General features: G+C 66.3%; 24 protein-coding genes and 1 riboswitch. Of the genes, 14 read left to right on the top strand and 10 right to left on the bottom strand.

Annotated elements, in window-relative coordinates; all coding sequences use genetic code 11:
• Positions 1 to 128: 128 nt before the first annotated feature.
• From ubiB to ubiE, 4 genes are all read right to left on the bottom strand, one after another.
• Positions 129 to 1,682 (bottom strand): ubiquinone biosynthesis regulatory protein kinase UbiB, encoded by a 1,554-nt coding sequence (gene ubiB / locus ACI0FO_RS17935; RefSeq protein ID WP_105559468.1) that lies wholly within the window; start codon positions 1,680 to 1,682, stop codon positions 129 to 131.
• Between the two features lie 3 nt (positions 1,683 to 1,685).
• Positions 1,686 to 2,324, bottom strand: coding sequence for a ubiquinone biosynthesis accessory factor UbiJ (locus tag ACI0FO_RS17940; protein ID WP_416028756.1), 639 nt, complete (start codon positions 2,322 to 2,324; stop codon positions 1,686 to 1,688).
• A gap of 185 nt (positions 2,325 to 2,509) precedes the next feature.
• A complete protein-coding gene (locus ACI0FO_RS17945) occupies positions 2,510 to 3,508 on the bottom strand; it encodes a Tim44 domain-containing protein (protein ID WP_416028758.1) in 999 nt (332 codons plus the stop codon).
• A gap of 180 nt (positions 3,509 to 3,688) precedes the next feature.
• A complete protein-coding gene (ubiE, locus tag ACI0FO_RS17950; protein WP_105559471.1) occupies positions 3,689 to 4,465 on the bottom strand; it encodes a bifunctional demethylmenaquinone methyltransferase/2-methoxy-6-polyprenyl-1,4-benzoquinol methylase UbiE in 777 nt (258 codons plus the stop codon).
• 163 nt (positions 4,466 to 4,628) lie between these two features.
• Between ubiE and phoB the strand changes: the two genes are divergently transcribed.
• From phoB to serA, 9 genes are all read left to right on the top strand, one after another.
• Positions 4,629 to 5,327, top strand: coding sequence for a phosphate regulon transcriptional regulator PhoB (gene phoB, locus ACI0FO_RS17955; RefSeq protein WP_006227196.1), 699 nt, complete (start codon positions 4,629 to 4,631; stop codon positions 5,325 to 5,327).
• Positions 5,328 to 5,339: 12 nt separating this feature from the next.
• Complete coding sequence (phoR, locus tag ACI0FO_RS17960) at positions 5,340 to 6,647, top strand: phosphate regulon sensor histidine kinase PhoR (protein WP_416028761.1); 1,308 nt, start codon at positions 5,340 to 5,342, stop codon at positions 6,645 to 6,647.
• A gap of 60 nt (positions 6,648 to 6,707) precedes the next feature.
• Positions 6,708 to 7,406, top strand: a complete 699-nt coding sequence (locus tag ACI0FO_RS17965; RefSeq protein ID WP_416028763.1) for a heavy metal response regulator transcription factor — start codon at positions 6,708 to 6,710, stop codon at positions 7,404 to 7,406.
• Positions 7,403 to 8,803 carry a heavy metal sensor histidine kinase gene (locus ACI0FO_RS17970; protein ID WP_416028765.1) on the top strand — a complete coding sequence of 467 codons (1,401 nt, stop codon included), beginning with the start codon at positions 7,403 to 7,405 and terminating at the stop codon, positions 8,801 to 8,803. Before ACI0FO_RS17965 ends, ACI0FO_RS17970 begins: the two co-directional genes overlap by 4 nt.
• 71 nt (positions 8,804 to 8,874) lie before the next feature.
• A complete protein-coding gene (locus ACI0FO_RS17975) occupies positions 8,875 to 9,363 on the top strand; it encodes a cupredoxin domain-containing protein (RefSeq protein WP_416028767.1) in 489 nt (162 codons plus the stop codon).
• 19 nt (positions 9,364 to 9,382) lie between these two features.
• Positions 9,383 to 11,122 (top strand): copper resistance system multicopper oxidase, encoded by a 1,740-nt coding sequence (locus ACI0FO_RS17980; RefSeq protein WP_416028769.1) that lies wholly within the window; start codon positions 9,383 to 9,385, stop codon positions 11,120 to 11,122.
• 3 nt (positions 11,123 to 11,125) lie between these two features.
• Positions 11,126 to 12,073 carry a copper resistance protein B gene (locus tag ACI0FO_RS17985; protein WP_416028771.1) on the top strand — a complete coding sequence of 316 codons (948 nt, stop codon included), beginning with the start codon at positions 11,126 to 11,128 and terminating at the stop codon, positions 12,071 to 12,073.
• Positions 12,074 to 12,116: 43 nt separating this feature from the next.
• A complete protein-coding gene (locus ACI0FO_RS17990) occupies positions 12,117 to 12,575 on the top strand; it encodes a DUF411 domain-containing protein (protein ID WP_416028777.1) in 459 nt (152 codons plus the stop codon).
• Positions 12,576 to 12,699: 124 nt separating this feature from the next.
• Entirely contained in the window at positions 12,700 to 13,896 is a 1,197-nt protein-coding gene (serA, locus tag ACI0FO_RS17995; RefSeq protein WP_416028784.1) for a phosphoglycerate dehydrogenase, read from the top strand.
• Between the two features lie 278 nt (positions 13,897 to 14,174).
• Here serA and ACI0FO_RS18000 read toward each other — a convergent pair whose 3' ends face one another.
• Positions 14,175 to 15,038 carry a LysR family transcriptional regulator gene (locus ACI0FO_RS18000; protein ID WP_416029275.1) on the bottom strand — a complete coding sequence of 288 codons (864 nt, stop codon included), beginning with the start codon at positions 15,036 to 15,038 and terminating at the stop codon, positions 14,175 to 14,177.
• A 139-nt stretch (positions 15,039 to 15,177) separates the two neighbouring features.
• Here ACI0FO_RS18000 and ACI0FO_RS18005 point away from each other — a divergent pair, with 139 nt between their 5' ends.
• Genes ACI0FO_RS18005 through ACI0FO_RS18020 form a run of 4 tightly spaced genes read left to right on the top strand, consistent with a single transcriptional unit; the run spans position 15,178 to position 18,139 of the window.
• On the top strand, positions 15,178 to 15,609 hold the full coding sequence (locus tag ACI0FO_RS18005; protein ID WP_046806579.1) for a VOC family protein: 432 nt from the start codon (positions 15,178 to 15,180) through the stop codon (positions 15,607 to 15,609).
• A 24-nt stretch (positions 15,610 to 15,633) separates the two neighbouring features.
• Positions 15,634 to 16,368 (top strand): 5-oxoprolinase subunit PxpB, encoded by a 735-nt coding sequence (gene pxpB / locus ACI0FO_RS18010; protein ID WP_416028786.1) that lies wholly within the window; start codon positions 15,634 to 15,636, stop codon positions 16,366 to 16,368.
• Positions 16,365 to 17,375, top strand: coding sequence for a biotin-dependent carboxyltransferase family protein (locus tag ACI0FO_RS18015; protein ID WP_416028788.1), 1,011 nt, complete (start codon positions 16,365 to 16,367; stop codon positions 17,373 to 17,375). Before pxpB ends, ACI0FO_RS18015 begins: the two co-directional genes overlap by 4 nt.
• Positions 17,372 to 18,139 carry a LamB/YcsF family protein gene (locus ACI0FO_RS18020; RefSeq protein WP_416028790.1) on the top strand — a complete coding sequence of 256 codons (768 nt, stop codon included), beginning with the start codon at positions 17,372 to 17,374 and terminating at the stop codon, positions 18,137 to 18,139. The genes ACI0FO_RS18015 and ACI0FO_RS18020 overlap by 4 nt, the downstream gene beginning before the upstream one ends.
• Before the next feature lie 49 nt (positions 18,140 to 18,188).
• Here ACI0FO_RS18020 and ACI0FO_RS18025 read toward each other — a convergent pair whose 3' ends face one another.
• Together ACI0FO_RS18025 and ACI0FO_RS18030 are read right to left on the bottom strand one after the other, a co-directional pair.
• A complete protein-coding gene (locus tag ACI0FO_RS18025) occupies positions 18,189 to 18,890 on the bottom strand; it encodes a GntR family transcriptional regulator (RefSeq protein WP_416028792.1) in 702 nt (233 codons plus the stop codon).
• 126 nt (positions 18,891 to 19,016) lie between these two features.
• Positions 19,017 to 19,655, bottom strand: a complete 639-nt coding sequence (locus ACI0FO_RS18030; RefSeq protein WP_416028794.1) for a trimeric intracellular cation channel family protein — start codon at positions 19,653 to 19,655, stop codon at positions 19,017 to 19,019.
• A gap of 263 nt (positions 19,656 to 19,918) precedes the next feature.
• Between ACI0FO_RS18030 and ACI0FO_RS18035 the strand changes: the two genes are divergently transcribed.
• The gene (locus ACI0FO_RS18035) at positions 19,919 to 20,785 is read left to right on the top strand and encodes a universal stress protein (protein WP_416028796.1); all 867 of its coding nucleotides are present in this window, start codon (positions 19,919 to 19,921) and stop codon (positions 20,783 to 20,785) included.
• Between the two features lie 89 nt (positions 20,786 to 20,874).
• Here ACI0FO_RS18035 and ACI0FO_RS18040 read toward each other — a convergent pair whose 3' ends face one another.
• From ACI0FO_RS18040 to metX, 3 genes are all read right to left on the bottom strand, one after another.
• On the bottom strand, positions 20,875 to 22,089 hold the full coding sequence (locus ACI0FO_RS18040) for a muropeptide transporter (protein ID WP_416028798.1): 1,215 nt from the start codon (positions 22,087 to 22,089) through the stop codon (positions 20,875 to 20,877).
• A 145-nt stretch (positions 22,090 to 22,234) separates the two neighbouring features.
• A complete protein-coding gene (metW, locus tag ACI0FO_RS18045) occupies positions 22,235 to 22,849 on the bottom strand; it encodes a methionine biosynthesis protein MetW (RefSeq protein WP_416028799.1) in 615 nt (204 codons plus the stop codon).
• The gene (metX, locus tag ACI0FO_RS18050; RefSeq protein ID WP_416028801.1) at positions 22,846 to 24,105 is read right to left on the bottom strand and encodes a homoserine O-succinyltransferase MetX; all 1,260 of its coding nucleotides are present in this window, start codon (positions 24,103 to 24,105) and stop codon (positions 22,846 to 22,848) included. The genes metW and metX overlap by 4 nt, the downstream gene beginning before the upstream one ends.
• Positions 24,095 to 24,176, bottom strand: a riboswitch (SAM riboswitch). It overlaps the preceding gene by 11 nt.
• Positions 24,177 to 24,222 lie beyond the last annotated feature (46 nt).

Here is a 24,222-nt window from a genome sequence, read left to right on the forward strand (position 1 = left end):
GCGCGCGTCTCTTTCGGCGTGACGCTGCATTCATCCACCGCAGCGCTATTTTTCGCCGTCTCCCGCGAAGCTATGATGACCGTTTCATGAATGAAACATGACAGAGTTCGTCTAGATCATCGCGCCGCCTATCGGGTCAAGGCCCATATTGCGACCCCGATCGCAAGGGCCAGCACCCCAACCAGCGCTGCAACCAGCCGGTTGTTTTGTTCCTGGGCGCGCCGCAGGTGAATCATCTCGGCCAGCAGCGCAGGCGAAACGTTCGGGCGGCTCAGGTGGTCATGGACCAGCCTGGGCAAGGCTGGCAGCATCTGGGACCACTGCACGGCTTCCTTTTCCAGGCTTTGGCGCAACCCCTTGAATCCGACGCGCTGACGCATCCAGCGTTCCAGATAGGGCTTGGCGGTCTTCCAGAGATCCAGATTGGGATCAAGCTGGCGGCCCAATCCCTCGACGTTCAGCAGCGTCTTCTGCAACAGCACCAGCTGCGGCTGGATCTCTACATTGAACCGACGCGACGTCTGGAACAGGCGGAGCAGCACTTGCCCCAGCGAGATCTCGGACAACGGCCGGTCAAAGTACGGTTCGCAAACGGCGCGCACGGCGCCCTCCAGCTCTTCTTCGCGCGTATCGGCAGGCACCCAGCCCGACTCGATGTGCAATTGCGCCACGCGACGATAGTCGCGATGGAAGAAGGCCAGGAAATTCTGCGCCAGATAGTTCTTGTCGAACTCGGACAGCGAGCCGACGATACCGAAGTCCAGCGCGATGTAGCTGCCCAGCGTATCGGGGCGGTCCGACACGTAGATGTTGCCCGGGTGCATGTCGGCGTGGAAGAAGCCGTCGGTGAAGACCTGCGTGAAGAAGATCTCGACGCCGGTACGCGCCAGGGTCGGGATGTCGATGCCCGCCGCGCGCATGCGTTCCACCTGGCCCACCGGCATGCCGTACATGCGCTGCATGGTGAACACCGTGGACGCCGTGTATTCCCAGATGACTTCCGGCACGATCAGCATGTCGCCACGGCCCGATTCAGGGCCGAAGTTGCGGCGCAGCTGGCTGCAGTTGGAGGCTTCGCGCACCAGATCCAGCTCGTCGTGCAGGTATTTGTCGAACTCGGCCACGACTTCGCGCGGCTTCAGGCGACGACCATCGGCGCCCAGGCGTTCGATGATGCGCGCCACGATTTTCAGCAGCGACAGGTCTTTTTCGATAATGCTCAGCATGCCCGGGCGCAGCACCTTCACCGCGACCTCGCGGCCGTCGTGCAGCACCGCGAAGTGCACCTGGGCGATCGAGGCCGACGCCACGGGATCCACGTCGAACTGGGCGAAGAGTTTTTCGGGCGGGGCGCCCAGGGCGGCTTCGATGCAGGCGGCCGCCTGGGCTGACGGGAACGGCGGCACGCGGTCTTGCAGCAGCGCGAGTTCGTCGGCGATGTCGGCGGGGATCAGGTCGCGGCGGGTGGAAAGCACCTGCCCGAACTTCACGAAAATGGGGCCCAGCGATTCCAGGGCCAGGCGCAGGCGCTGCCCGCGCGGTTGGCGCGGCCGGGTGCCCAGGCGGATGACGCGTAACAGGCAGGTGGCCAGCGGATGGTTCAGGCTGGAGAGCACCAGCTCGTCAAGGCCATAGCGCAGCGAAACCAGGATGATGCGGAACAGGCGCAGCAAGGGGAACATGGATCAGGCGCCCCGCTTTGCGCTGGCGGCCGCCAGACGGGTTTGTAGCGCGGCGGTAGAACGCGCCAACGCATCGGCTCGGGCGTTCAGCTCGGCAAGGTCCAGGCGCCACTGCTCAAGCGCCGGGCGGCCTGTCAGCACGCCGCTTTCTTCCGACAGGTATTCAGACACGTTCTCGGCCAGACGGCGGCCCGCCGTGCGTGCGCCGTCAGTGGCCGCGCGGGCGCCGCCCACGATGCGCAGCGCGGCGATATCGCCCACCACCCGGGCCAGGGCGTCTTCCGGGTCCCAGCGCAGCTGCTTGGACAGGTCCGCCACCACTTGCGCCAGCGCAGCATCCCCCGAAATGTGGGTCGCCTCGGCGAAATCGGGTGTCTCGCGGTCCGCGCCCAGGCGCGGCAGGGGCAGCTTTTCCGGGGCGACGGTCAGCGTTACGTCCGGCACCACGGCCGGATCGGCCTGGGCGGCCAAGCCTTCGCTGTCGATCGTCAGGCCCAGGGTGAAGCCCCCCAGCGCGAAACGCACGGTTTTGCCGGCGTGGCGCGCCAGGCGCTCGCGCGCCCAGCCCTCGCGCCGCAACAGGGCGTTGAGCGCGCTTACAGCCAGTCGCGAGGGAGTGGGCAGGAACGAAAAAGGCAGCATGACGGTCTGCAACGGCCCCGGTGGCCGGGGTTGCCGAAGTTAATGGGTAAATCGGGAGTGTAACGGGTTAGATGGGCGCGTGTTTTGCGGCAGGACATGGAAAAACCGGCCCTTGGAGGGCCGGTTCAAGCGGATGCCTTGCGGCATCCGCAACGGAGGCGGGATTCGGACCCGGTCGGCCAGCCTTAGCTGGCGAGATCCACCGGGATCTGCTGGATGCCGGCCAGCAGCCAGCCGCCGTTTGCCGGCTTGAACAGGTTCCAGACTTCTTCGAAGCGGAAGGCCTCGGTGCCCGGGGCTTCGCGCAGCATGCCGGAGAAGCGCACGCTGGCCAGATGGCCGTCGGACACGGTTTCGATACCCAGCATTTCAGCGTTCAGCAGGACCACTTCGGTCTTGTTGGGCGCGGCGCCGCGCTCGGCCAGTTGCGGCTTGAGCTCGGTGATCAGGTCATCGGTCAGGAAGTCGCGCAGACCATCGGTGCTGCCGCTATCCCAGACGGCCTGGATGCGGACGAACTGCTCCTTGGCCTGCTTCAGGAAGTTGGGCGTATCGAAATCGCCCGGCACGAACCAGTTGTTGTCCTCGCCGGCCGTGGGCAGCGCGGCGGGCGCGGCCGCCACGGATGCGGCGGCAGCGGCGGGCGCGGCGGCGGCCGGCTTCAGCGCTTCACGCCACGTGGGCTGCGGTTGCTGGCCCGGCGCGTTGTTGGCGCCGTTGAACGCGCCTTGCGTCGCCGTGCGCGGCGCAGCGCCACGCAGGCGGCGGATGATGAACATGACGGCGAACACAACAGCGGCGATCAGCAGCGCGGAGCCGAGGAATTCGGCGAACGCGCCCGACAGGCCCATGCTGGACAGCAAGGCGGCGATGCCCAGGCCAGCGGCGATGCCGGCGATGGGGCCAAGCCAGCGCGACGCGCCGCTCTTGGCGGCGGCGCCCGCAGCGCCCGCCGTGGCTGCGCCGGCGGCTGCCGGGGCGGCGGTGGCGCCTGCCGTATTGCTGCCGGCGGCCGGCGGCGTCGTAGCCTGGCGTTGCTGGGTCACATTGGTGGATTGACGGCCGACGCTGCTGCCGCCGCCTGCACGACGGGCTTCGGCGTCAAACGACGCCGTCACCAACGCCGCGCCGGAGATGGCGATGAGCGCCGCGGCAACAAACCGCGAGAAACAGAATTTGGTCATAGAGTTTTGCTCCCTCGTACTCGCGCCCCCGCTGCCCCGAGCAGCGGGGAGTCCCGCGGACAGCGGGACCATAGTCGCGACTTTTCTTACAGTAATCTGAATGACGTAAGAATAACGGACAAGACGCCCGCCCACAAGTTCCCCGTGGGGTGGCGAAACATCCTATGGACAGGGCCGGATTCAGCCCAGGCGCACGCCCTCGTGCAGCGCGGCGATGCCGGCGGTCAGGTTGAAGTACTGCACCCGTTCCAGGCCGGCGGTGCGGAGCATGTCGGCCAGGGTTTCCTGGTCGGGGTGCATGCGGATGGATTCCGCCAGGTAACGGTAGCTGGCCTCGTCGTTGGCGATCTTCTTGCCCAGCCACGGCAGCACGTTGAACGAATACCAGTCGTAGGCGGGCGACAGCGGCTTGGCCACCCGCGAAAACTCCAGCACCAGCAGCTTGCCGCCCGGCTTGAGCACGCGGGCCATTTCGGCCAGGGCGCGATCTTTGTGGGTCATGTTGCGCAGGCCGAAGGCCACGCTGACGCGGTCGAAGTAGCCCGTGGGGAACGGCAGGCGCTCGGCGTCGCAGACGGCGGTGGGCAGCAGCAGGCCCGCGTCGGTCAGGCGGTCGCGGCCCACGCGCAGCATGGAATCGTTGATGTCTGTCAGCCAGACTTCGCCCGTGGGGCCGGCGCGCTTGGCGAAGGCGCGGGCCAGATCGCCCGTGCCGCCAGCGATGTCCAGCACCTTCATGCCCGGGCGGATGGCGGCGCGGCCGATGGTGAAGGCTTTCCAGACGCGGTGCAGGCCGGCGGACATGAAATCGTTCATGACGTCGTAACGCTGGGCGACAGAATGGAAGACTTCAGCGACTTTGCGGGCTTTTTCGCCTTCCGGCACCGTTTGGAAGCCGAAATGCGTGGATTGCGGGTTGGAGTCGGCGGAATGTTGCGATTCGGAGGGGTTTTGCATGGTGAAATTCCCGATATATCGTTCAATGGTAGCCTATCGGGCACCGGGCGGCGGCCAGTGAACCTGCCCCGGCGGCGCCTCGCGGTCACATACCTGAAATATTGCGGCCATACTATCGCAATGTTCGCGCCGCGCCGGCGCTCCGAAGTGTGCCAAATTCGCCATGTCCAGCACTATCCTCGTTGTCGAAGACGAACCCGCAATCCAGGAACTGATCGCCGTCAACCTGTCTTTCGCGGGGCACAAAGTGTTGCGCGCCTTCGACGCCGACCAGGCCCAAACCCTGATCCGCGCCGAACTCCCCGACCTGATCCTGCTGGATTGGATGCTGCCCGGCACGTCCGGCCTGGCCATGGCGCGCAAGTTGCGCAACGACGAGCGCACCCGCGCCGTCCCGGTCATCATGCTGACCGCCAAGGGTTCCGAGCAAGATAAGGTCGACGGCCTGGAAGCCGGCGCCGACGACTACATCACCAAGCCTTTCTCGCCAAAAGAGCTGATGGCCCGCATCAAGGCCGTGCTACGCCGCCGCGCACCCCAATTGACCGACGACGTGATCGACGTGGGTGGCCTGAAACTGGATCCGGTGACGCATCGCCTGTCGGGCAATAGCCAGTCGCTGCAGATCGGCCCCACTGAATTCCGCCTGCTGCATTTCTTCATGACCCACCCCGAGCGCGTGTTTTCGCGATCGCAACTGCTGGATCAGGTCTGGGGCGACCACGTGTTCGTCGAAGAACGCACCGTGGACGTCCACATCCGCCGCCTGCGCAAAGCGCTGGAGCCCAGCGGCCATGACGCGCACGTGGAAACGGTGCGCGGCAGCGGTTACCGGTTTACGGCCCAGCTCCCGACGCGGTAAAACTGCCGCACGATGATCTGGCTGCGCACACTTTTCCTGGTCGCCCTGTGGGCGGTGATTTCACTACTGGCGCAATGGCTCATAGGAGACCCGGCGGGCTGGATCGTGTTTTCGGCCGCGCTGACCGCCATGCTGCTTTGGCGCAGCTGGAGGCTGACGCTGGTCTCGCAATGGGCCAACCACCCGGACACTTCTCCTCCTGCTTCCGTCGGTCCTTGGGACGACATCCTCGCCCCCCTCTACCGCTATACCCGCGCCCGTGCCCGCGAACTGGCCGAAACCCGCGACACCATGCAAGGCATGCTGGCCGCGGCCCAGGCCTTGCCGGACGGCGCGGTCACCCTGAACGCGGACTTCCAGATCGACTGGTGCAACCGCATGGCGCGCCAGCACCTGGGCCTGCGCCTGCCGGCCGACCGCGGCCATAACCTGCTGAATCTGCTGCGTGCGCCGGAATTCGTGGAATACGCGCACCGCCCGGCCTGGCCCGAGCCCATCCTGGTGCGCCTTGGCCAGAACGGCCAGGAACGCCTGATGATGATGCAGCTGACGGCTTACGCCAGTAATCAGCGTCTGCTCATTACCCGCGACGTCACCCAGATCGAACGCCTGGAAACCACGCGCCGCGATTTCGTGGCCAACGTCTCGCACGAACTGCGCACGCCGCTGACCGTGCTGGCCGGCTTCCTGGAAACGCTGCGCGACATGCCGGCCGACGCGCTGCCCGAAGAACAGCGCGCGCAGTACATCGACATGATGCACGAGCAGGCCCAGCGCATGCAGGCCATTGTCGAAGACCTGCTGACCTTGTCCACGCTGGAATCTTCGCCAGGCAGCGACCCGCGCGCCATCAACATGGGCGCGTTGCTGCAGAAGGCGCGCCAGCAGATTGAAGCGCTGTCGGGCGGACGCCACGTGCTGGAATGGCATATCGACGACACGCTGGACGTGCTGGGCGCCGAAACCGAGCTGACCTCCGCGCTGTCGAACCTGCTGACCAACGCGGTGCGCTACACGCCGGACGGCGGCACGATCACGGTGCGCTGGGAACGCGAAGCGGACGGCGGCGCGCGCTACAGCGTGCAAGACACCGGCATCGGCATTCCCGCGCGCCACCTGCCGCGCCTGACTGAACGCTTCTACCGCGTGGACCGCGGCCGTTCGCGCGCCGTCGGCGGCACCGGCCTGGGCCTGGCGATTACCAAGCACATCGCCATGCGCCACGACGCCGAACTGCTCATCACCAGCGAACCGGGCAAGGGCAGCGTCTTCGCGTTGCGCTTCCCGGCCGAGCGCATCGCCATCGACGAACCGGCGTAACGCCGTGCCTGGCTGAAACCATCCGTGCCGCCTGCGCGCGCGGATGGTAAATTCCGGGCCATGCGCATCCTGGTCATCGAAGACGAACCCAAACTTGCCGACTACCTGAAGAAAGGGCTGTCGGAGCAAAGCCATGTCGTGGACCTTGCCCGCGACGGCGTCGACGGTCTGCATCTGGCGCTGGAAGGCGCCTACGACCTGATCGTGCTGGACGTGATGCTGCCGGGCGTGGACGGCTTCGGCATTCTGGCTTCGGTGCGCGCGCAAAAAGACACTCCCATCCTGATGCTGACCGCCCGCGACGCGGTGGAAGACCGCGTGCGCGGCCTGGAAGGCGGCGCCGACGACTACCTGGTCAAACCCTTCGCGTTTTCCGAGCTGCTGGCGCGCGTGCAGGCGCTGCTGCGCCGCGGGCGCACCCAGGAACCCACGCTGCTGCGGCTGGCCGATCTGGAGCTGGACCTGGCGCGCCGGCGCGCCCAACGTGGCGGCCGCCGGCTGGACCTGACCGCCAAGGAATTCAGCCTGCTGGCGCTGTTGCTGCGCCGCCAAGGGCAGGTGCTGTCGCGCACCACGCTGGCCGAACAGGTCTGGGACATGAATTTCGACAGCGACACCAACGTCATCGACGTGGCGGTGCGACGCCTGCGCAGCAAGCTGGATGACCCGTTCGACGCCAAACTGCTGCACACCGTGCGCGGCATGGGCTACGTGTTGGAGTCGCGCCTTGAAACCCGTCCGGCGCCTCACCCCGAATGAAGCCACCGCGCATGCGCTCGATGCAGGCGCGGCTGACGCTGCTGCTGGGCGCCATTGCGCTGCTGGTCTCCAGCCTGGCCGGGGCCACGCTGTTCTGGGCGCTGAAGCGCGAGGTCGAGCGCCAGGAAATCACCGAGGTCAACGGCAAGCTGGAACTGATCGATCACCTGATCGACATGCAGAACAGCGCCAGCGGCCTGCAAGACCTGGCGGCGACCTTCGACGAAATGCGCGCGGGCCAGGGCCAGCTGGGCATCTGGATCGTGGACGCGCAAGGCAATGCCGTCTACGGCGGCGCCCTTCCCGAAACGCTGGACGCCGCGGACGGCAACCAAGTCGTCCTGCAAACGGCGGACGGCGCACGCATGCGCGGCCTGCGGGTCGCCATGAACGACCGCATTCTGCCGGGCGCGCAATTGACCGTGGCGGTCAGCACCCGCACCAGCTCGCAGTTCCTGTACGCCTATGGCACGGCCCTGGTGCTGATCTGCGCCCTGTGGGTGGGCGCGACGGTCGTGCTGGCCGCCTGGGCGGTGCGCCGCAGCATGGCGCCCACGCGCCGGCTGTCGGAACAGGCCGCGCGCATCCAGCCCGACAACCTGGCGCTGCGCCTGCCGCTGGAAGACACCGACCGCGAACTCCACGAACTGGTGCGTTCGTTCAACCGCACGCTGGAGCGGCTGCAGGCGGCCTACCAGCAGATGGAAGGCTTCAACGCCGACGTGGCGCATGAACTGCGCACGCCGCTGGCCACATTGATCAACGGCGCCCAGGTAATGCTGTCGTCGCCGCGCGATGCCGCCGAACTGCGCGACGCCCTGGAATCCAATCTGGAAGAGCTGGAAGACCTGAAAAAGCTGGTCAACGACATGCTGTTCCTGGCCCGCGCGGACCGCGGCGAACTGGCCGCCGACCTGGCCCCGGTATCGCTGGCCGCCGAGGCCCGCCGCGTGGCGGAATACTACGAAGCCACATTGGACGAGCACGGCGTGCGCCTGCGCTGCGAGGGCGACGCCATGGTGGCCGCCAACCCCGGATTGGTGCGCCGCGCCTTGGCCAACCTGATTTCCAACGCCATCAAGGCCACGCCCGCCGGGCACGACATCGTGCTGCGCTGCTCGGCATCGCCGTCGGGCGCGAGGGTGGAAGTGCGCAACCCCGGCCCCCCGATTCCGCCGGCCGACCTGCCCCGCATTTTCGACCGCTTCTTCCGGTCGGGGCAGGCGCGCGCCCCGCGCAGCGAAGGCCATGGCCTGGGCCTGGCCATCGTGCGCGCCATCGCCCGCATGCACGGCGGCGATGTCGACGCGGTGTCGGATCTCCATGGCACGGTGGTCGGCATCACGCTGCGCGGCCCCGTAGCGCCAGCCGCTTCCGGCAACATTACAAAACCGTAATCCGGACGACAGAATCGGGTCACCCCCACTTTCCTACAGTGTCATCACGCCCCCCCCTCTTGAGGACTCTCGTGAAAGACACCTTGATCCGCTTTACCCAAGCCGCCGCGCTGGCCTTGCTGGTCGCCGGCGCCGCACAGGCCGCTGGCGAACACGCCGGCCATGGCATGTCCATGCCTGCCGCCTCGACCTCCATCGGCAAGCCGGGCGATGCTGCCCGCGCCACCCGCACCATCGATGTCGACATGACCGATGCCATGCGCTTTACGCCTGACCGCATCGAGGTCAAGGCGGGCGAGACCGTGCGCATCAACGTGCGCAATTCGGGAAAGATCCGCCACGAGCTGGTGCTGGGCTCCGATGCGGACCTGAAGGCGCACTACGACATGATGATGAAAGACCCCGGCATGCGCCACGAAGAGGCGAACGCGGTGTCGCTGGAGGCCGGCAAGACGGGCCAGATCGTCTGGCGCTTCGACAAGGCGGGCACGGTGTCCTTCGGCTGCCTGGAACCCGGCCACTACAGCGCCGGCATGAAGGGAGCGGTGTCGGTCCTTTAACGCCCGACGCCATCCGCCCATGAGCACCTCTCCCCCTCTTGCCCGCCGCCGCTTCGTGCAAGGCCTGGCCGCTGGCGGTGCGTTGGCCGCGCTGGGCGGCTGGCGCGCCGCCTTGGCCGCGCCCGCGCCTGCCGCCGAATTGCGCGGTACGGAATTCCATCTGGAAATCGGCGAAACGCCCGTGAACTTCACCGGCGCCGCGCGCATCGGCACCACCGTCAACGGCCAGGTGCCCGCCCCCCTGCTGCGTTGGCGCGAAGGCGACACGGTGACCTTGCACGTCACCAACCGGCTGCGCGAACAAACCTCCATTCACTGGCACGGCATCTTGCTGCCGACCGACATGGACGGCGTGCCCGGCCTGAGCTTTCCGGGCATCGACCCGGGCCAGACCTTCACGTACCGTTTCGCGGTGCGCCAAAGCGGCACGTACTGGTATCACAGCCATTCGGGCTTTCAGGAACAGACCGGCCTGTACGGCGCCATCGTCATCGACCCGCGCCGCCGCGATCCCATCGCATCCGACCGCGACTACACCGTGCTGCTGTCGGACTGGACGGATGAAGATCCGATGCGGCTCTTCAACAAACTGAAGGTGATGCCCGAGTACTACAACCGCATCCAGCCCAGCGTCCAGAGCCTGTCCGCCGACGCGCAGGAACGCGGCTGGCGCGCGGCGTTGTCCGAACGGCTGATGTGGGAACAGATGCGCATGACGCCGACGGACCTGGCCGACGTGTCGGGCGCCACCTACACCTACCTGACCAATGGCGCGACGCCCGCGGGCAACTGGACCGGGCTGTTCAAGCCGGGCGAACGCATCCGGCTGCGCTTCATCAACGGATCGGCGATGACGTACTTCGACGTGCGCATTCCCGGCCTGAAAATGACGGTAGTGGCCGCGGACGGACAGGACGTGCGGCCCGTGGACGTCGAAGAATTCCGCATCGGCGTGGCCGAGACCTACGACGTGATCGTCGAGCCGCAAGACGACCGCGCCTACACCATCTTTTCGCAGGCAATGGACCGCTCGGGGTTTGCGCGCGCCACGCTGGCGCCGCGCGCCGGCATGCAGGCCGACGTGCCCGCGCTGGACCGCGTGCAATTGCTGGGCATGATGGACATGGGCATGGCGCACGACATGGGTGGTTCAGGCGGCATGAGCGGCATGGCCGACATGGCCGGCATGGATCACAGCGGCCACGGCGCCTCTGCCGCCGGGCAAGGCGGCATGGTCGAAGTCAAGCACCCCTATCCCACCGAGCGCGGCGTCAGCAATTCCATGCTGCCCGACGTGGTGTCGACACGCCTGGACGACCCGGGCGTGGGGCTGCGCGACAACGGCCGCCGCGTGCTGACATACGCGGATCTGCATTCCATTCGCGAACCCGAAGACAACCGCGCCCCCTCCCGCGAGATCGAACTGCACCTGACCGGCAACATGGAACGCTACATGTGGTCGTTCAATGGCGTGAAGTTCTCGGACGCCAAACCGATCGTGCTGCGCTACGGCGAACGTGTGCGTTTCGTGCTGGTCAACGACACGATGATGACGCACCCGATCCATCTGCATGGGCTGTGGAGCGACCTGGAATCGCCCGAGGGGACATTTCAGGTGCGCAAGCACACAATCACCCTCAACCCGGCGCAGCGGCTGAGCTATCGCGTCAGCGCCGACGCGCGTGGACATTGGGCCTACCACTGCCACCTGCTGTATCACATGGAGGCCGGCATGTTCAGAGCGGTCGTGGTGGAGTAAGCGATGACGACTCAACGCAATCTGCTGGGCGCCTGCGCCCTGGCCTTGACCCTGGGCGCATCGGGCGTTCACGCGCAACCGGCCGCGATGGACCATTCCAGCATGCCCGGCATGGATCACGGCGCGATGTCGCCCGCCCCGGCGTCCACCCCGGCGCCGGCGCCCGCCGCCATGGACCATGCGGCAATGGGGCACGCGGCGATGGGGCACGGCAGCGCCCCCGCCTCGAATGCGCCCCCGGTGGGCAGCCTGCCAACGAGCGACGGCGCAGGCGAGCGCGACTACGACAGCTACGGCATCCACCCGCACATGATGGACAACGCGTCCACCTGGCAGGTGCTGTTCGACAAGTTCGGCGTCACGCGCAACCGCGACGGCGAAAACGCGCTGGACTGGGACGGCCGCTTCTGGTTCGGCACGGCCACCGACCGCCTGCTTATCAAGAGCGAGGGCGAACGCGAAAGCGGCGGCGGCTCGGATGGCAAGGTCGAGGCCTACTGGAGCCACGCCGTATCGCCCTTCTGGAACCTGCAACTGGGCGCGCGCCGCGATATCGGCACGGGCCCCAAGCGCAACTGGGCCGCGTTCGGCGTCGAAGGCCTGCTGCCCTACAACATCGAACTTGAAACCACCGCGTATGTGGGATCGTCGGGCCGCACCGCCCTGGCGCTGAAGGCCGAGTACGATCTGCTGCTGACGCAGCGCCTGATCTTCACGCCAGAAATCGAGGCCAGCCTGTACGGCAAGCGCGACCCCGAACGCGGCATCGGTTCCGGCCTGTCAACCGGGTCGATCTCTTTGCGGCTACGCTATGAGGTCACGCGCGAGTTCGCCCCCTACATCGGCGTCTCTTTCGAACGGAAGTTCGGCCAGACCGCCAGCTACGCCTCGGACGCCGGGGCCAGCCGGTCCCAGACCGCCGTCATGGCGGGCGTGCGGTTCTGGTTCTGACGCGGCATCGCGCCCTCCCATCCCTATTCGTGCACGGAGCATCATGAACATTTCCCGCATCACGCGCCGGCTGATCCTTGCCGCGGCCCTTGCCGCCCCCGTCTTCGCCACGGCGCAGACCCCCGCGCGCGTCGAGGTCTGGAAGACGCCCACCTGCGGCTGCTGCGAAGACTGGGTCAAGCACATGCGCGACAGCGGTTTCGCCGTCACCACACACGACGTGCAAGACACCGGCCCCGTCCGCCGCAACGCGGGCATGGCCGATTACGGGTCCTGCCATACGGCTGTCGTGGACGGTTACGCGATCGAGGGGCACGTGCCCGCCAGCGACGTCCGCCGGCTGCTCCTGGAAAAGCCGGACGCCGCCGGCCTGGCCGCCCCCGGCATGCCGCTGGGATCGCCCGGGATGGACGGCCCCGAATACGGCGGGCGCAAAACCCCGCACGACATCCTGCTGGTGGACAAGCAAGGCGGCTCGAAGGTCTTCCAGGCGTACCGGTAGGTTCCGGGGGTGGGCAAGCCATTGAAACAATTCATCCACACCGTCTCAATGGCTACTCCTTGCACTGCAGCAAAAATGCGCCACAATAAATAGAACGCATTTCTTCACCCACCCCTTGGCAGTCATGGCAAAAATCGTCCTGTTCGAGAACATCCATCCGAGCGCGCGCGCCGTCTTCGAAGCCGCCGGCTACACCGACATCGTCACGCACGCTGCGGCCCTGCCGCCGGCGAAAATGCAGGAAGCCCTGCGTGGCGTGCACGTGGCGGGGATCCGTTCTCGCACGCACCTGGACGCCGCCCTGCTTTCCAGCCCCGACCTGCGCGTCGTAGGCTGCTTCTGCATCGGCACCAACCAGGTCGACCTGGATTCCGCCATGCAACGCGGGGTCCCGGTGTTCAACGCACCGTTCTCCAACACCCGTTCAGTGGCCGAGCTGGTGCTGGGCGAAGCCATCCTGCTGCTGCGCCGGATTCCCGAAAAGAATGCCCGCGTGCATCTGGGCCATTGGGACAAGAGCGCCTCGGGCGCCTTTGAAACGCGCGGCAAGACGCTGGGAATCGTGGGCTACGGCAATATCGGCTCGCAGATCAGCACGCTGGCCGAAGGCCTGGGCATGCGCGTCGTCTACCACGACGTGGAAGCCAAGCTGCCGCTGGGCAATGCCCGCCCCGCCGGGACGCTCAACGACTTGCTGGAACAGGCCGACGTGGTGACGCTGCATGTGCCGGGCGGCAAGTCCACCGAGAACATCATGAATGCGGACACCATCGGCCGCATGCGGCGCGGCGCGATCCTGATCAACGCCTCGCGCGGCACGGTCGTGGACATCGACGCCCTGCACGCCGCGCTGAAATCCGGCCATCTGGCCGGCGCCGCGCTGGACGTGTTCCCCACCGAGCCCAAGGGCGCGGACGAACCGCTGGCCAGCCCGCTGATCGGCCTGCCCAACGTCATCCTGACGCCGCACATTGGCGGCAGCACGCAGGAATCGCAAGAGAACATCGGCCGCGAAGTGGCCGAGAAACTGGTGCGCTTCATGCAGGCCGGCACGACCAAGGGCGCGGTCAACTTCCCCGAACTGCCCTACCTGGAGCCGGCCGGCGCCACGCGCATCCTGCACGTGCACCGCAACGCCCCGGGCGCGCTTGGTACGCTGGACAACCTGATGGCGCAGCACGGCCTGAACATCGTCAGCCAAACCTTGCAGACCAAGGGCCAGATCGGCTACGTGATCACCGACGTGGAAGGCCAGGTCGACGACGTGGTGATGACCACGTTGCGCGATCACCCCATCACGGTCCGCTGCGACCGGCTGTAGGATGGGTGAAGCGCGAGAGTCCTGACCGCAAGGACTCGACTTTCAAGCGCGCGTAACCCATCAAGCGGCGTTTGCGTCATAGCCGAACCGGCGAAGAACTCAACCGGTTAAGAACTCAATGGCTAAGAATTCAACCGGCGAAGAACTCAGCCGGTTTAAGAACTCAACCGGTTAAGAACTCAACGCCGCTTGATGGGTTGCGCGCGTTGGGCGTTCGCGTTCTTGGCCGGATTCTCTCGCGCTCCACCCATCCTACATCCACGATACTTGCGGCGCCGCTATTCGGCGGCGGCCGCCATCAGGCATTCCGCCATCTTCTCGCGCACGCTGCCCGCATCGAATGGCAAGCGGCCGATGATGCCGATTTCCCGGTGGAACGCCTGCTCGGCCAGCGGCAACAGCCGCAACCCCGTCACGTCCAGCCGCCGCAGCTGCGGCAGCAGCGCCACGCCCAGGCCGTGGCGCACCATGTTGGCGATGGCTTCGATTTCGTCCAGTTCCACGGCTTCATGCACATGGATGCGGTGCTTCTTCAGGAAAATATCCACCACCCGCCCCCCAAACGAGGCTCGGTCGTAGCGGATGAAGGGCTGCGTCGCCAGCAACTCGCGCCAAGGCGCCTCGGGCAGCGATGCCGGCACGGCCAGCACCACCGGCTCGTTCAGCAAACGATGCCAGCCCAGTTCGGGCGGCAGCGTGAACGGCGGGCGGATCAGCACAGCCATGTCCACCTCGCCCGCATCCACCTGCCCCAGCAACGACAGCGAGACACCGGGCACGATGCGCACCCGCACATCCGGATAGACGGTGCGAAAGCGACCCACCGCGCGCACCAGCAGATCCTGCTGCACCGAGGCGATGGCGCCGATGCGCAACGACCCGCTGACCTGGCCGGCCCCGGCTGTCGTCACCATGCGTTCGGCCATCGCGACAAGCTCTTCCGCCTGCGGCAGCATCTCACGGCCATGGGCGTTCAACACGGCGGCCCGGGCTCCGCGATCAAACAGCGCCACGCCCAGGTATTCCTCCAGCCGCTTGATCTGGGCGCTGACGGCCGACTGCGTCAACCCCAGATGCGCGCCCGCGCCCGTGAACGTCCCGTCCCGCGCCACGGCGATAAAGGTTTTGAATTCTTTGATCACAATCAATATTTTTGATGCTAAGGCACAAAAAATATCGTTTTTCAATCAAAAAAACAATACCTAAACTATCCCCTGATGCCTACGCAGGCCTACCGGCCGCCTGACAGCCGATTCCTTTTTTGAATGACCCGGAGTTTTCATGACCGCCCAAACCAATCTGCCGCCGTTCCACCTGGCCTTCCCGGTTCGTGACCTGGCCGAAGCCCGCGCCTTCTACGGCGAAAAACTGGGCTGTCCGGAGGGCCGTAGCTCGCCCGAATGGATCGATTTCAATTTCTACGGCCACCAGATCGTCGCCCACCTGGCGCCCAGCGAATGCGGCCACAACGCCACCAGCGCCGTGGATTCCCACAATGTGCCGGTGCGCCATTTTGGCGCCGTGCTTTCCATGGAACAATGGGAAGCCATGTCCAAGCGCCTGATCGACGCAGGCACCGAGTTCGTCATCGAACCCTACATCCGCTTCAAGGGCGAAGTGGGCGAACAAGCCACGATGTTCTTCCTGGATCCGTCGGGCAACGCGCTGGAATTCAAAGCCTTCAAGAACATGGATTCCTTGTTCGCCAAGTGATCCGCTGCTAGAGGTTTCGCGCCGTTGAACACCCTGTCAGCCCCCCCTTCTTCGGCCGAAACCGCTTGGCGCATCCTGCCCCAAGGTGATCGCTGTCTGATCATCTCGTTCGGCGACAAGATCGACGCATCAGTCGGCCGGACCTGTCTGGCCGCGGCGCGTAAACTACGCGCCGCACAGTTGCCCGGCGTGACCGATGTCGTGCCTTCGTTCGTCGCGGTGGCCGTGCACTACCGGCCCGACGGCCAGGGTAATGGCCCCACTTGGCGCAGCCTGACCGCAAGCATCGGCGCCCTGCTGGCCGAAGGCATCGCCGCCGACACGCTGGAAGGCCGTCAGATCGACATCCCCGTCTGCTACGGTGGCCAGCATGGCCCCGACCTGTCCGAGGTGGCACGGGCGGCTGGCGCGACGGAAGACGACATCGTCGCGCTGCACAGCGAACCACGCTGCATGGTGTTCATGCTGGGCTTCGCGCCCGGCCACGCCTATCTGGGCGTGCATGACCCCAAACTGAATATTCCGCGTCGATCCTCGCCGCGCACCGCGGTGCCCGTCGGCTCGGTCGCCGTCGCCAACCGGCAGACCGTGATCTACCCCAACCGGCTGCCCGGCGGCTGGAACATTATCGGCGCGACGCCACTGACGCTCTTCGACCCCGCCCGCCAGCCCGCTTCGCTGCTTCAACCCGGTGATTCGGTCCGATTCGTACCGATCAGCGCGCAGGAATTCGACCGCCTCCGGGACGCCCGGCCATGAGCGTGACCGTCATCAAGCCCGGCATGCTGTCCAGCTTCCAGGACCGGGGCCGCGACGGCTACCAGCACGAAGGCATTCCGGCCGCGGGCGCCATGGACGAACGCGCGCACCGGCTGGCGAACGCGCTTGCCGGCAATACCGGCGACCCGGCCACCCTGGAAATGACCCTGCTTGGCCCCACGCTGCGCTTTGACGCCCCGGCATGCTTCGCGCTGACGGGCGCCGACCTGGGCGCTACCCTTAATGGCCGGGACATCCCATTGCACCGGCCGCTGGTGGCCCGGGCGGGCGACACCCTGGCCTTCGGCGCCCGGCCAGCCGTGGGCGTGCGTGGCTATTTGGCGGTGCATGGCGGCTTTGCACTGCCTGCCGTCATGGGCAGCGAGGCGACCTACCTGCGCAGCGGCTTCGGCGGATTCCAGGGCCGCGCGCTGGCCAAAGGCGACCGCATTGCGCTGCGCGCCCCGCTGGACGACCACGGCCTGGACGCACTGCAAGCAGCGCTGTGGGATATCCGCGCCTATCTGCCCGGCACCCTGGGCGGCCAACGGCGCGGCGCCATCCGTTTCCTGCCCGGCATGCACTGGGGAGAATTCTCGGCGACCGCGCGGCAGGCCTTCACGGATGCGGAATTCCGCGTCAGCCCCCAATCCGACCGCATGGGATACCGCCTGACGGGCCCGGCGCTGTCCATGAGCCAGCCGCGCCAGATGTTGTCCGAGGCCGCCAGTTTCGGCACCGTGCAGGTGCCCTCGGGCGGCGAAGCCATTATCCTCATGGCCGACCGGCAAACCACCGGGGGCTACCCCAAGATCGCACAGATCGCGACGGTGGACCTGCCCGCATTGGCGCAGTGCGCGCCCGTCCAGGCCTTGCGCTTCCAGCTGATCAGCCTGGATGACGCGCAACGCCTGGACGGCGGGCGCGAACACGCGTTCATACAATTGCAAGAGGCGCTGGCCCCCCTGCGCGCGCTTCTGGCCCCCGCAACAAGGAAACCGCAATGACCACCCGCATCGATATGAACTGCGACATGGGCGAAAGCTATGGCGCGTGGACCATGGGCAACGACGCGGCGGTGCTGCAATACGTCAGCTCCGCCAACATCGCTTGCGGCTTTCATGGCGGAGACCCCGCCACCATGCGCAAGACCGTTGCCGCAGCGCGGAAGCAGGGCGTGGCGCTGGGCGCCCACCCCAGCTTGCAGGACCTGGCGGGGTTCGGCCGCCGCGTCATCCAGATCACGCCGGATGAAGCCTATGACATCGTGGTCTACCAGATCGGCGCGCTGGCCGGCGTGGCTGCTTCGCAAGGCGCGCGCCTGCACCATGTGAAGGCCCACGGCGCGCTGTACAACATGGCCGCCCGCGATGAAGGGCTGTCACGCGCCATCTGTCAGGCAGTCAAGGATGTGGATGCGTCGCTGATCCTGTACGGATTGGCGGGCAGCAAGCTGATCGACGCGGCGCGCGCGATCGGCCTGGCGGCCGCCAGCGAGGTGTTCGCCGACCGCTCCTACCAGGACGACGGATCGCTGACGCCGCGCACGCGCGCCGGCGCCATGATCGAAGATCTGGACCAGGCAGTCGCGCAAGTGGTGCGCATGGTGCGCGAAGGAAAGGTGCGTTCCGTCGACGGGCACGATGTGCCGGTAGAAGCCGACACGCTTTGCATCCACGGCGATCAGCCCAACGCCTTGCTGTTCGCCAACGGCATCCGCCAAGCGCTGGAGCAGGCGGGCATCGAAATCCGCACGCCGCCTCGGGCCTGAGCGGCGCACCCGCCAGGAAGCGTCCGCGCGTTCAAGCCGCTCAAGCCGTTCAAGCCCGGCCGTAGCGCGGCGCCAGTTCTTCCGCAGCCTGTTCAGCGGCGTCGCGGTATGACTGCAGGATGCCCGGCAGCACTTCCACGACATAGGTGCGCGTCAGGTCGGCCGCACGGTCGAAATCGCGGACGGCCAGCGCCTGCGTAATGCCATGCGTATAGATCTGCAAGGTATTGGTTTCGATCGAGCGCCGGGCCAGCAGATAGCGCAGCGGCTCCACCTGTTCGTAGAGCTTGCTGAGCATGCTGGTCAGCGGCGTATTGCCCGTATAGCGGGCCGCCGCCAGATAGAACTCGCGCGCCGCCGCGATGCAGGCCCGAATGTCGCGCTTGGCCACGGCCGCCGCGATGGCCTCGTCATAGCTGCGCAGTTCGGCCACCAGCGGCGCCAGATCGCGCATGTCCGCCAGCTGGCGGATGCAATAGGCCTCCAGCTCCGCGCGCAGCAGGTACAGATGGCGAATCTGCGTTTCGGTATAGAGGGTGACCCTGAAGCCCTTGCGTTGGATATGCGTGACCAGGCCGCTCAGTTCCAACAGGCGCAGCGCTTCCCGGATCGGGCTGCGGCTGGTGCCGAAACGCTGCTCTAGTTCTTGCTCCCGCAAGGGCTGCCCGGGCCGGATAGTGCCATCCACTATCAACTCACGAATCTGTTCCTGTAGGAAATACGGAATCGTGGCGGGCGCTTTGACGTCCAATCGGCTCCCCTTGTACTGCGCGATGCGTGGTTGAGACACCGAGAAGATACTAGAAATCTATTGAAACACAAATAAGAATATTGTTGCAGAGACGGAATGGGCTTCCGCGACTTCCCGTTCGGGCGCTCAGTCCCAGTCGTCGCGGTAGACGAATTTGGGCATTTGCCAATTGAAGCGCAAGGCCAGCAGGCGCAGGGCCAGGCCTGCCGCCAGCGCCACGGGCACGGCGGCGTTGGCCGACAGCCCCAGGGATTGCCCACCCAGGTAAAGCGCCCCGGTCACGACCGACACGCTGGCGTATAGCTCCTTGCGGAACAGCAGCGGCACTTCGTTGCACAGCACGTCGCGCAGCACCCCGCCGGCGCAACCGGTGATCATCCCGCTGATCAGCACCACCGTGATCGGCAGCTGCATCAACTGCGCCACCTGGCAGCCGATAACGGTAAACGCCACCAGCCCCAGGGCGTCTGCCAACAGGAATACGCTGCGCAGGCGCCGCATGACGGGCGCGATCAACGCGGTCAGGATCGCGGCGCCGCCCGTCATCCACAGGTACTCGGGGTGAATGACCCACGTCAGCGGATAGTGCCCCAACAGCACATCGCGCAACGAGCCGCCGCCCAGGGCGGTCACGCAGGCGATGATGCAGACGCCCATCCAGTCCATGTCGCGGCGGCCGGCCGACAACGCCGCGGTCATGGCTTCGGCCACGATGGCAACCAGATACAGCGTGTGCAACAGGGTAGGAGAAATATCGGAGAACATGGGGAAGGCGGAAACAATACGGTGATCGAACCGGAACGCGGCCCGGGCCGGGGGTACGACAGGCCCCATTGTATTGACCCTGACCGCGCGCAAGGCGCCATTGCCTACAAGCGCTCCATCCCGTACGCTGGACCGTGCGTTGATATCGATCAATCCCCAGTCCGCATCGTGGCGGGACAATGGGGACATGCCCTCACGGGCGGCAACCGCCAGGTTGCCCGGATGCGGAAGCCGGCACCCTGGCTTGAACCGGGAGATAACGTATGACACAGCAAACAGGCCCCATCCTTTTAGCGACGGACCTGAGCGCGCGGGGCGATCGCGCCCTGGACCGCGCGCTCCAGCTCACCAAAGAGCTAAACACCAAGCTGATCGTCCTGCATGTCATGGAAAGCCATGCCACGCCCGCCCGTCTTACCACGCCGGTCTGGCGGCGCCTGTCGACCGATCACAAAGCGCTGGCCGAACGCGAGCTGGCCGAAGACCTGGCTGCCGCCGACGTGCCGTCCGAAGTCGTCGTCGTATCCGGCGACCCGCTCACCCGCATCATGGAAACCGCCGACAGCTTCGGCTGCTCGCTGATCGTCACCGGCATCGCCCGCGACGAGACGCTGGGCCGGCTGCTGCTGGGCACCACCGTCGAAAAACTCGCCCGCCAGGCGCGCCAGCCGGTTCTGGTGGTCAAGACCCGTCCGCGCAAGCCGTACCGCGACGTGTTGGTCGCCACCGATTTCTCGCCCGGTTCGCGCCAGGCACTGCGCGCCGCGCTGCAACTGGTGCCCAACGCCAATCTGACGCTGTTCCACGCGTATGACGTACCGTTTCAGGGCAAGACCGTGCCCGACGACGCCATCACGCGCAGCTTCTACAAGGGCGCCGAACAAAGCGCGCGGGAATTCACGGCAGAAACGCCCGAACTGGCCGGCAAGACGCCGCAAATCGTGCTGGAAGCAGGTCAGCCCGAAACCGTGCTGTCGGAATACTCGTTCAACCACCGCTCCGACCTGGTCGTCACGGGCACCCACGGCCGCACCGGCATCCTGCGCACCGCTATCGGCAGCGTGGCCGAGCGCCTGCTGGAATCCCTGCCCAGCGACGTGCTGATCGTCCGGCTGACCGAAAAGGAATAAGCCGCGCGCAAGGAACATCGGCGCCCCATTCCGGGCGCCGATTTTTTTTGCGAAGCATGCGATTCCCGGAAGAACCGGCCGACCCGCCCTTACGCCTGGTCGCCCTGCCTTTCCATGGTGTCGATCGTGCCGCGCAGCATCTTCAGCAGCACGAGGCCTGGCAGCGCGATCACTACCGTCACCAGGAAGAAGCCTGGCCAGCCCATGTACCCCACCAGCGGCGGGGTCAGCGGCCCGGCCAGATACGTGCGGCCCACCGCCGACAACGCCGACAGCAGCGCGAACTGCGTCGCGGAAAACTGCTTACGGCACAGCGCCATCAACAAGCCCACGAAAGACGCGGTGCCCAGCCCGCCGCACAGGTTTTCGATCCCGACGCCCGTTGCCATCAGCCACAGGTTCTTCGGGCTGATCGCGATGAGCCAGTACGCCAGGTTGGACACCGCTTGCAGCAGCCCGAAGGCCATCAGCGACCGGTACAGACCCCAGCGCGACATCAGCGAGCCGCCGGCCAGCGCACCCACGATGGTGGCGGCCAGCCCCAACACCTTGTTCACCGTGCCGACTTCGGTGGGCGTGAATCCTGCCCCACGGATCAGGAACGTGGTGGACAAGGCGCCCGCGAAGGCGTCTCCCAGCTTGTACAGCACGATCAGCAACAGCACCGCCAGCGCGCCGCGCCGCGTGAAAAATTCGCGCAGCGGCTCGCCGACCGCCTCACGAAGATTGCGCGGCGCAAGGACGACGTGTTCGGGTTCGGGCGCCAGCAGCGTCGCCACCGCGCACAGCAGCATCAGGCCGCCCATCAGCACATAGGTATAGCCCCAGCCGATCCATTGGTCCGCCAAAATCAGCGCCAGGCCGCCGGACGCAATCATGGCCAGGCGGTAGCCCATGACCTTGACGGCGGCGCCGGCGCCGCGTTCCTCCTTGCGCAGCACGTCGGTGCAATAGGCGTCGAATGCGATGTCCTGCGTGGCGGACAGGAAAGCCACCAGCACCGCCAGCATCGCCAGCGGCATGAGGGCCGTCGACGGCGACATCATGCCCATCGCCATGATGGTCAACGCCAGCAGCAACTGCGTCACCAGCATCCAGCCGCGGCGGCGGCCCAGCAAGGGCGGCACATACCGGTCGACCAGGGGTGCCCATAGGAATTTGATGGTGTAGGCCGTGCCCACCAGGGTGAGGAAACCGATTTCCTGAAGCGGCACGCCTTCCACGGTTGCCCAGGCCTGCAAGGTGCCGCTGGTCAAGGCCAACGGCAATCCGCTGGCAAAGCCCAGGACCAGCAAGGGGGCCACGCGGGGGCTGGTGTAGACGTTGGATACAGCGGTGATGACGGTCTCCTGAAACTCAGCCGGCGCGGCGCAACTGGCATCGCGCCGCGGGCTTGCGGCATTTTAGGGCTTGTTCGGCCACGCCGTCAGGACGATCGGTGTCGGAATGTCAGGGCGACGCGAAGCGGTAGACCGCAAGCGTGCTGCGCCAGCTGGGAAATAGTTTGACCTCGCGGCCTTCGTTGAAGGTCGCGCGTTCCAGGATGCGCACGTCCACGACGCCCGCCAGCTGTTCGAAATCGCGCAGCGTGCACAGGTGGATGTTCGGCGTGTTGTACCACTGGTAGGGCATCTGTCCGGTTACCGGCATGCGGCCGCGCAGGATGGACCAGCCGTGCGGCCAGTAGCCGAAGTTGGGAAACGACACGATGCCGTAGCGGGCCACCCGTGCCATTTCGCGCAAGATGTGTTCGGTGTGGTGCATGGACTGCAAGGTCTGCGACAACACCACGGTATCGAACTGCTTGTCGTCGAACAGTGCCAGGCCGTCTTCCAGGTTTTGCTGGATCACCTCGACCCCGCGGCGCACGCAGGCGATGACGCAGGTGTCGTCCAGTTCGACGCCCGCGCCGCGCACCTGGCGGTGGTCGCGCAGGTGCGCCAGCAGCGCGCCGTCGCCGCAGCCCAAGTCCAGGACGCGGCTGCCGGGCTCGATCCATCCTGCAATGCGCGCCAGATCGGGCCGCAGCGCGCTGTGGGCATAGCGGGGGGTCACAGGGGTCATTCGGAGCGTCCTTCGGTCGGGGCGGCGTCGCCAAGACCAAGCTCGCGCGCGATCCGTTCGTAATAGCCGCGCACCACGGCATGGTAGCGCGCGTCTTCCAGCAGGAAGGCGTCGTGGCCGTGCGGCGCGTCGATTTCGGCGTAGGTGACGGGGCTGGCGTTCTTCAGCAGCGCGCGCACGATCTCGCGCGAGCGTTCGGGCGGAAAGCGCCAATCGGTCGAAAACGACACCAGCAGAAAATCGGCCTTGGCCGGCGCCAGCGCGCGTGCAAGGTCGCCGCCCGTCGTGCGGGCGGGATCGAAGTAATCCAGCGCGCGCGTGATCAGCAGATAAGTGTTGGCATCGAAGTAGCGCGTGAACTTCTCGCCCTGGTAGCGCAGGTACGACTCCACCTCGAATTCGACGTCGTAGCCATAGCGGTACGCGCCATCTTCTGCGGGCGCGCGTTGCGCACGGCCGAATTTCTCGGCCATGTCGTCGTCCGACAGGTAAGTGATGTGACCGATCATGCGGGCCACCGACAGGCCGCGGCGCGGCACGGTGTCCTGCGCGTAGTAGTCGCCGCCGTGGAAATCCGGGTCCGTGATGATGGCGCGGCGCGCCACTTCATTGAAGCCGATGTTCTGCGCCGACAGGCGCGGCGTGCTGGCGATCACCACGCAATGGGCCACGCGCTCGGGCAGCGTGATGGCCCAGCTGAGCGCCTGCATGCCGCCCAGCGATCCGCCCATCACCGCCGCGAAGCGGTCGATGCCGAAGTGGTCGGCCACGCGGGCCTGCGCGCGCACCCAGTCTTCCACCGTCAGCACCGGGAACGCGGCACCCCAGGGTTTGCCGGTGGCCGGACTGATGCTGGCCGGCCCGGTCGAACCGAAGCACGAACCCAGGTTGTTCACGCCGATCACGAAGAAGCGGTTGGTGTCCACCGGCTTGCCGGGGCCGACCATGTTGTCCCACCACCCCAGGTCGCTGGGGTTGTCCGCCGCCTGCCCCGCCACGTGGTGCGAGGCATTGAGCGCATGGCAGATCAGGACCGCGTTGGTGCGCTGGGCATTGAGCGTGCCGTAGGTTTCCACGGCAAGTTCGTAGGCGGCCAGCGACTGGCCGCTGAGCAATGGCAGCGGCTCATCGAAACGGATGAAGGTGGGTGCGACAAGACCGACGGTACCGGGATCAACGGTGTCGGAAGTCGTGACGGTGGCGGGAACGAACCCGCTGGCCGAATCACCGGCCAAATGTTGGGCAGGAGTGGTCATACGGACCTCTTTAGCTGGATTTATTGGAAGGCGCCCGCAAGCGGATCAGGCAAATCGGCGCCGAAATATGGGTCATGCAATGGGTACTGCGAAAAGAATTCTAGCACTGCTTGCGGG

It is taken from the genome of Achromobacter marplatensis (genome assembly GCF_049060505.1).
Lineage (GTDB): Bacteria > Pseudomonadota > Gammaproteobacteria > Burkholderiales > Burkholderiaceae_B > Achromobacter > Achromobacter marplatensis_A.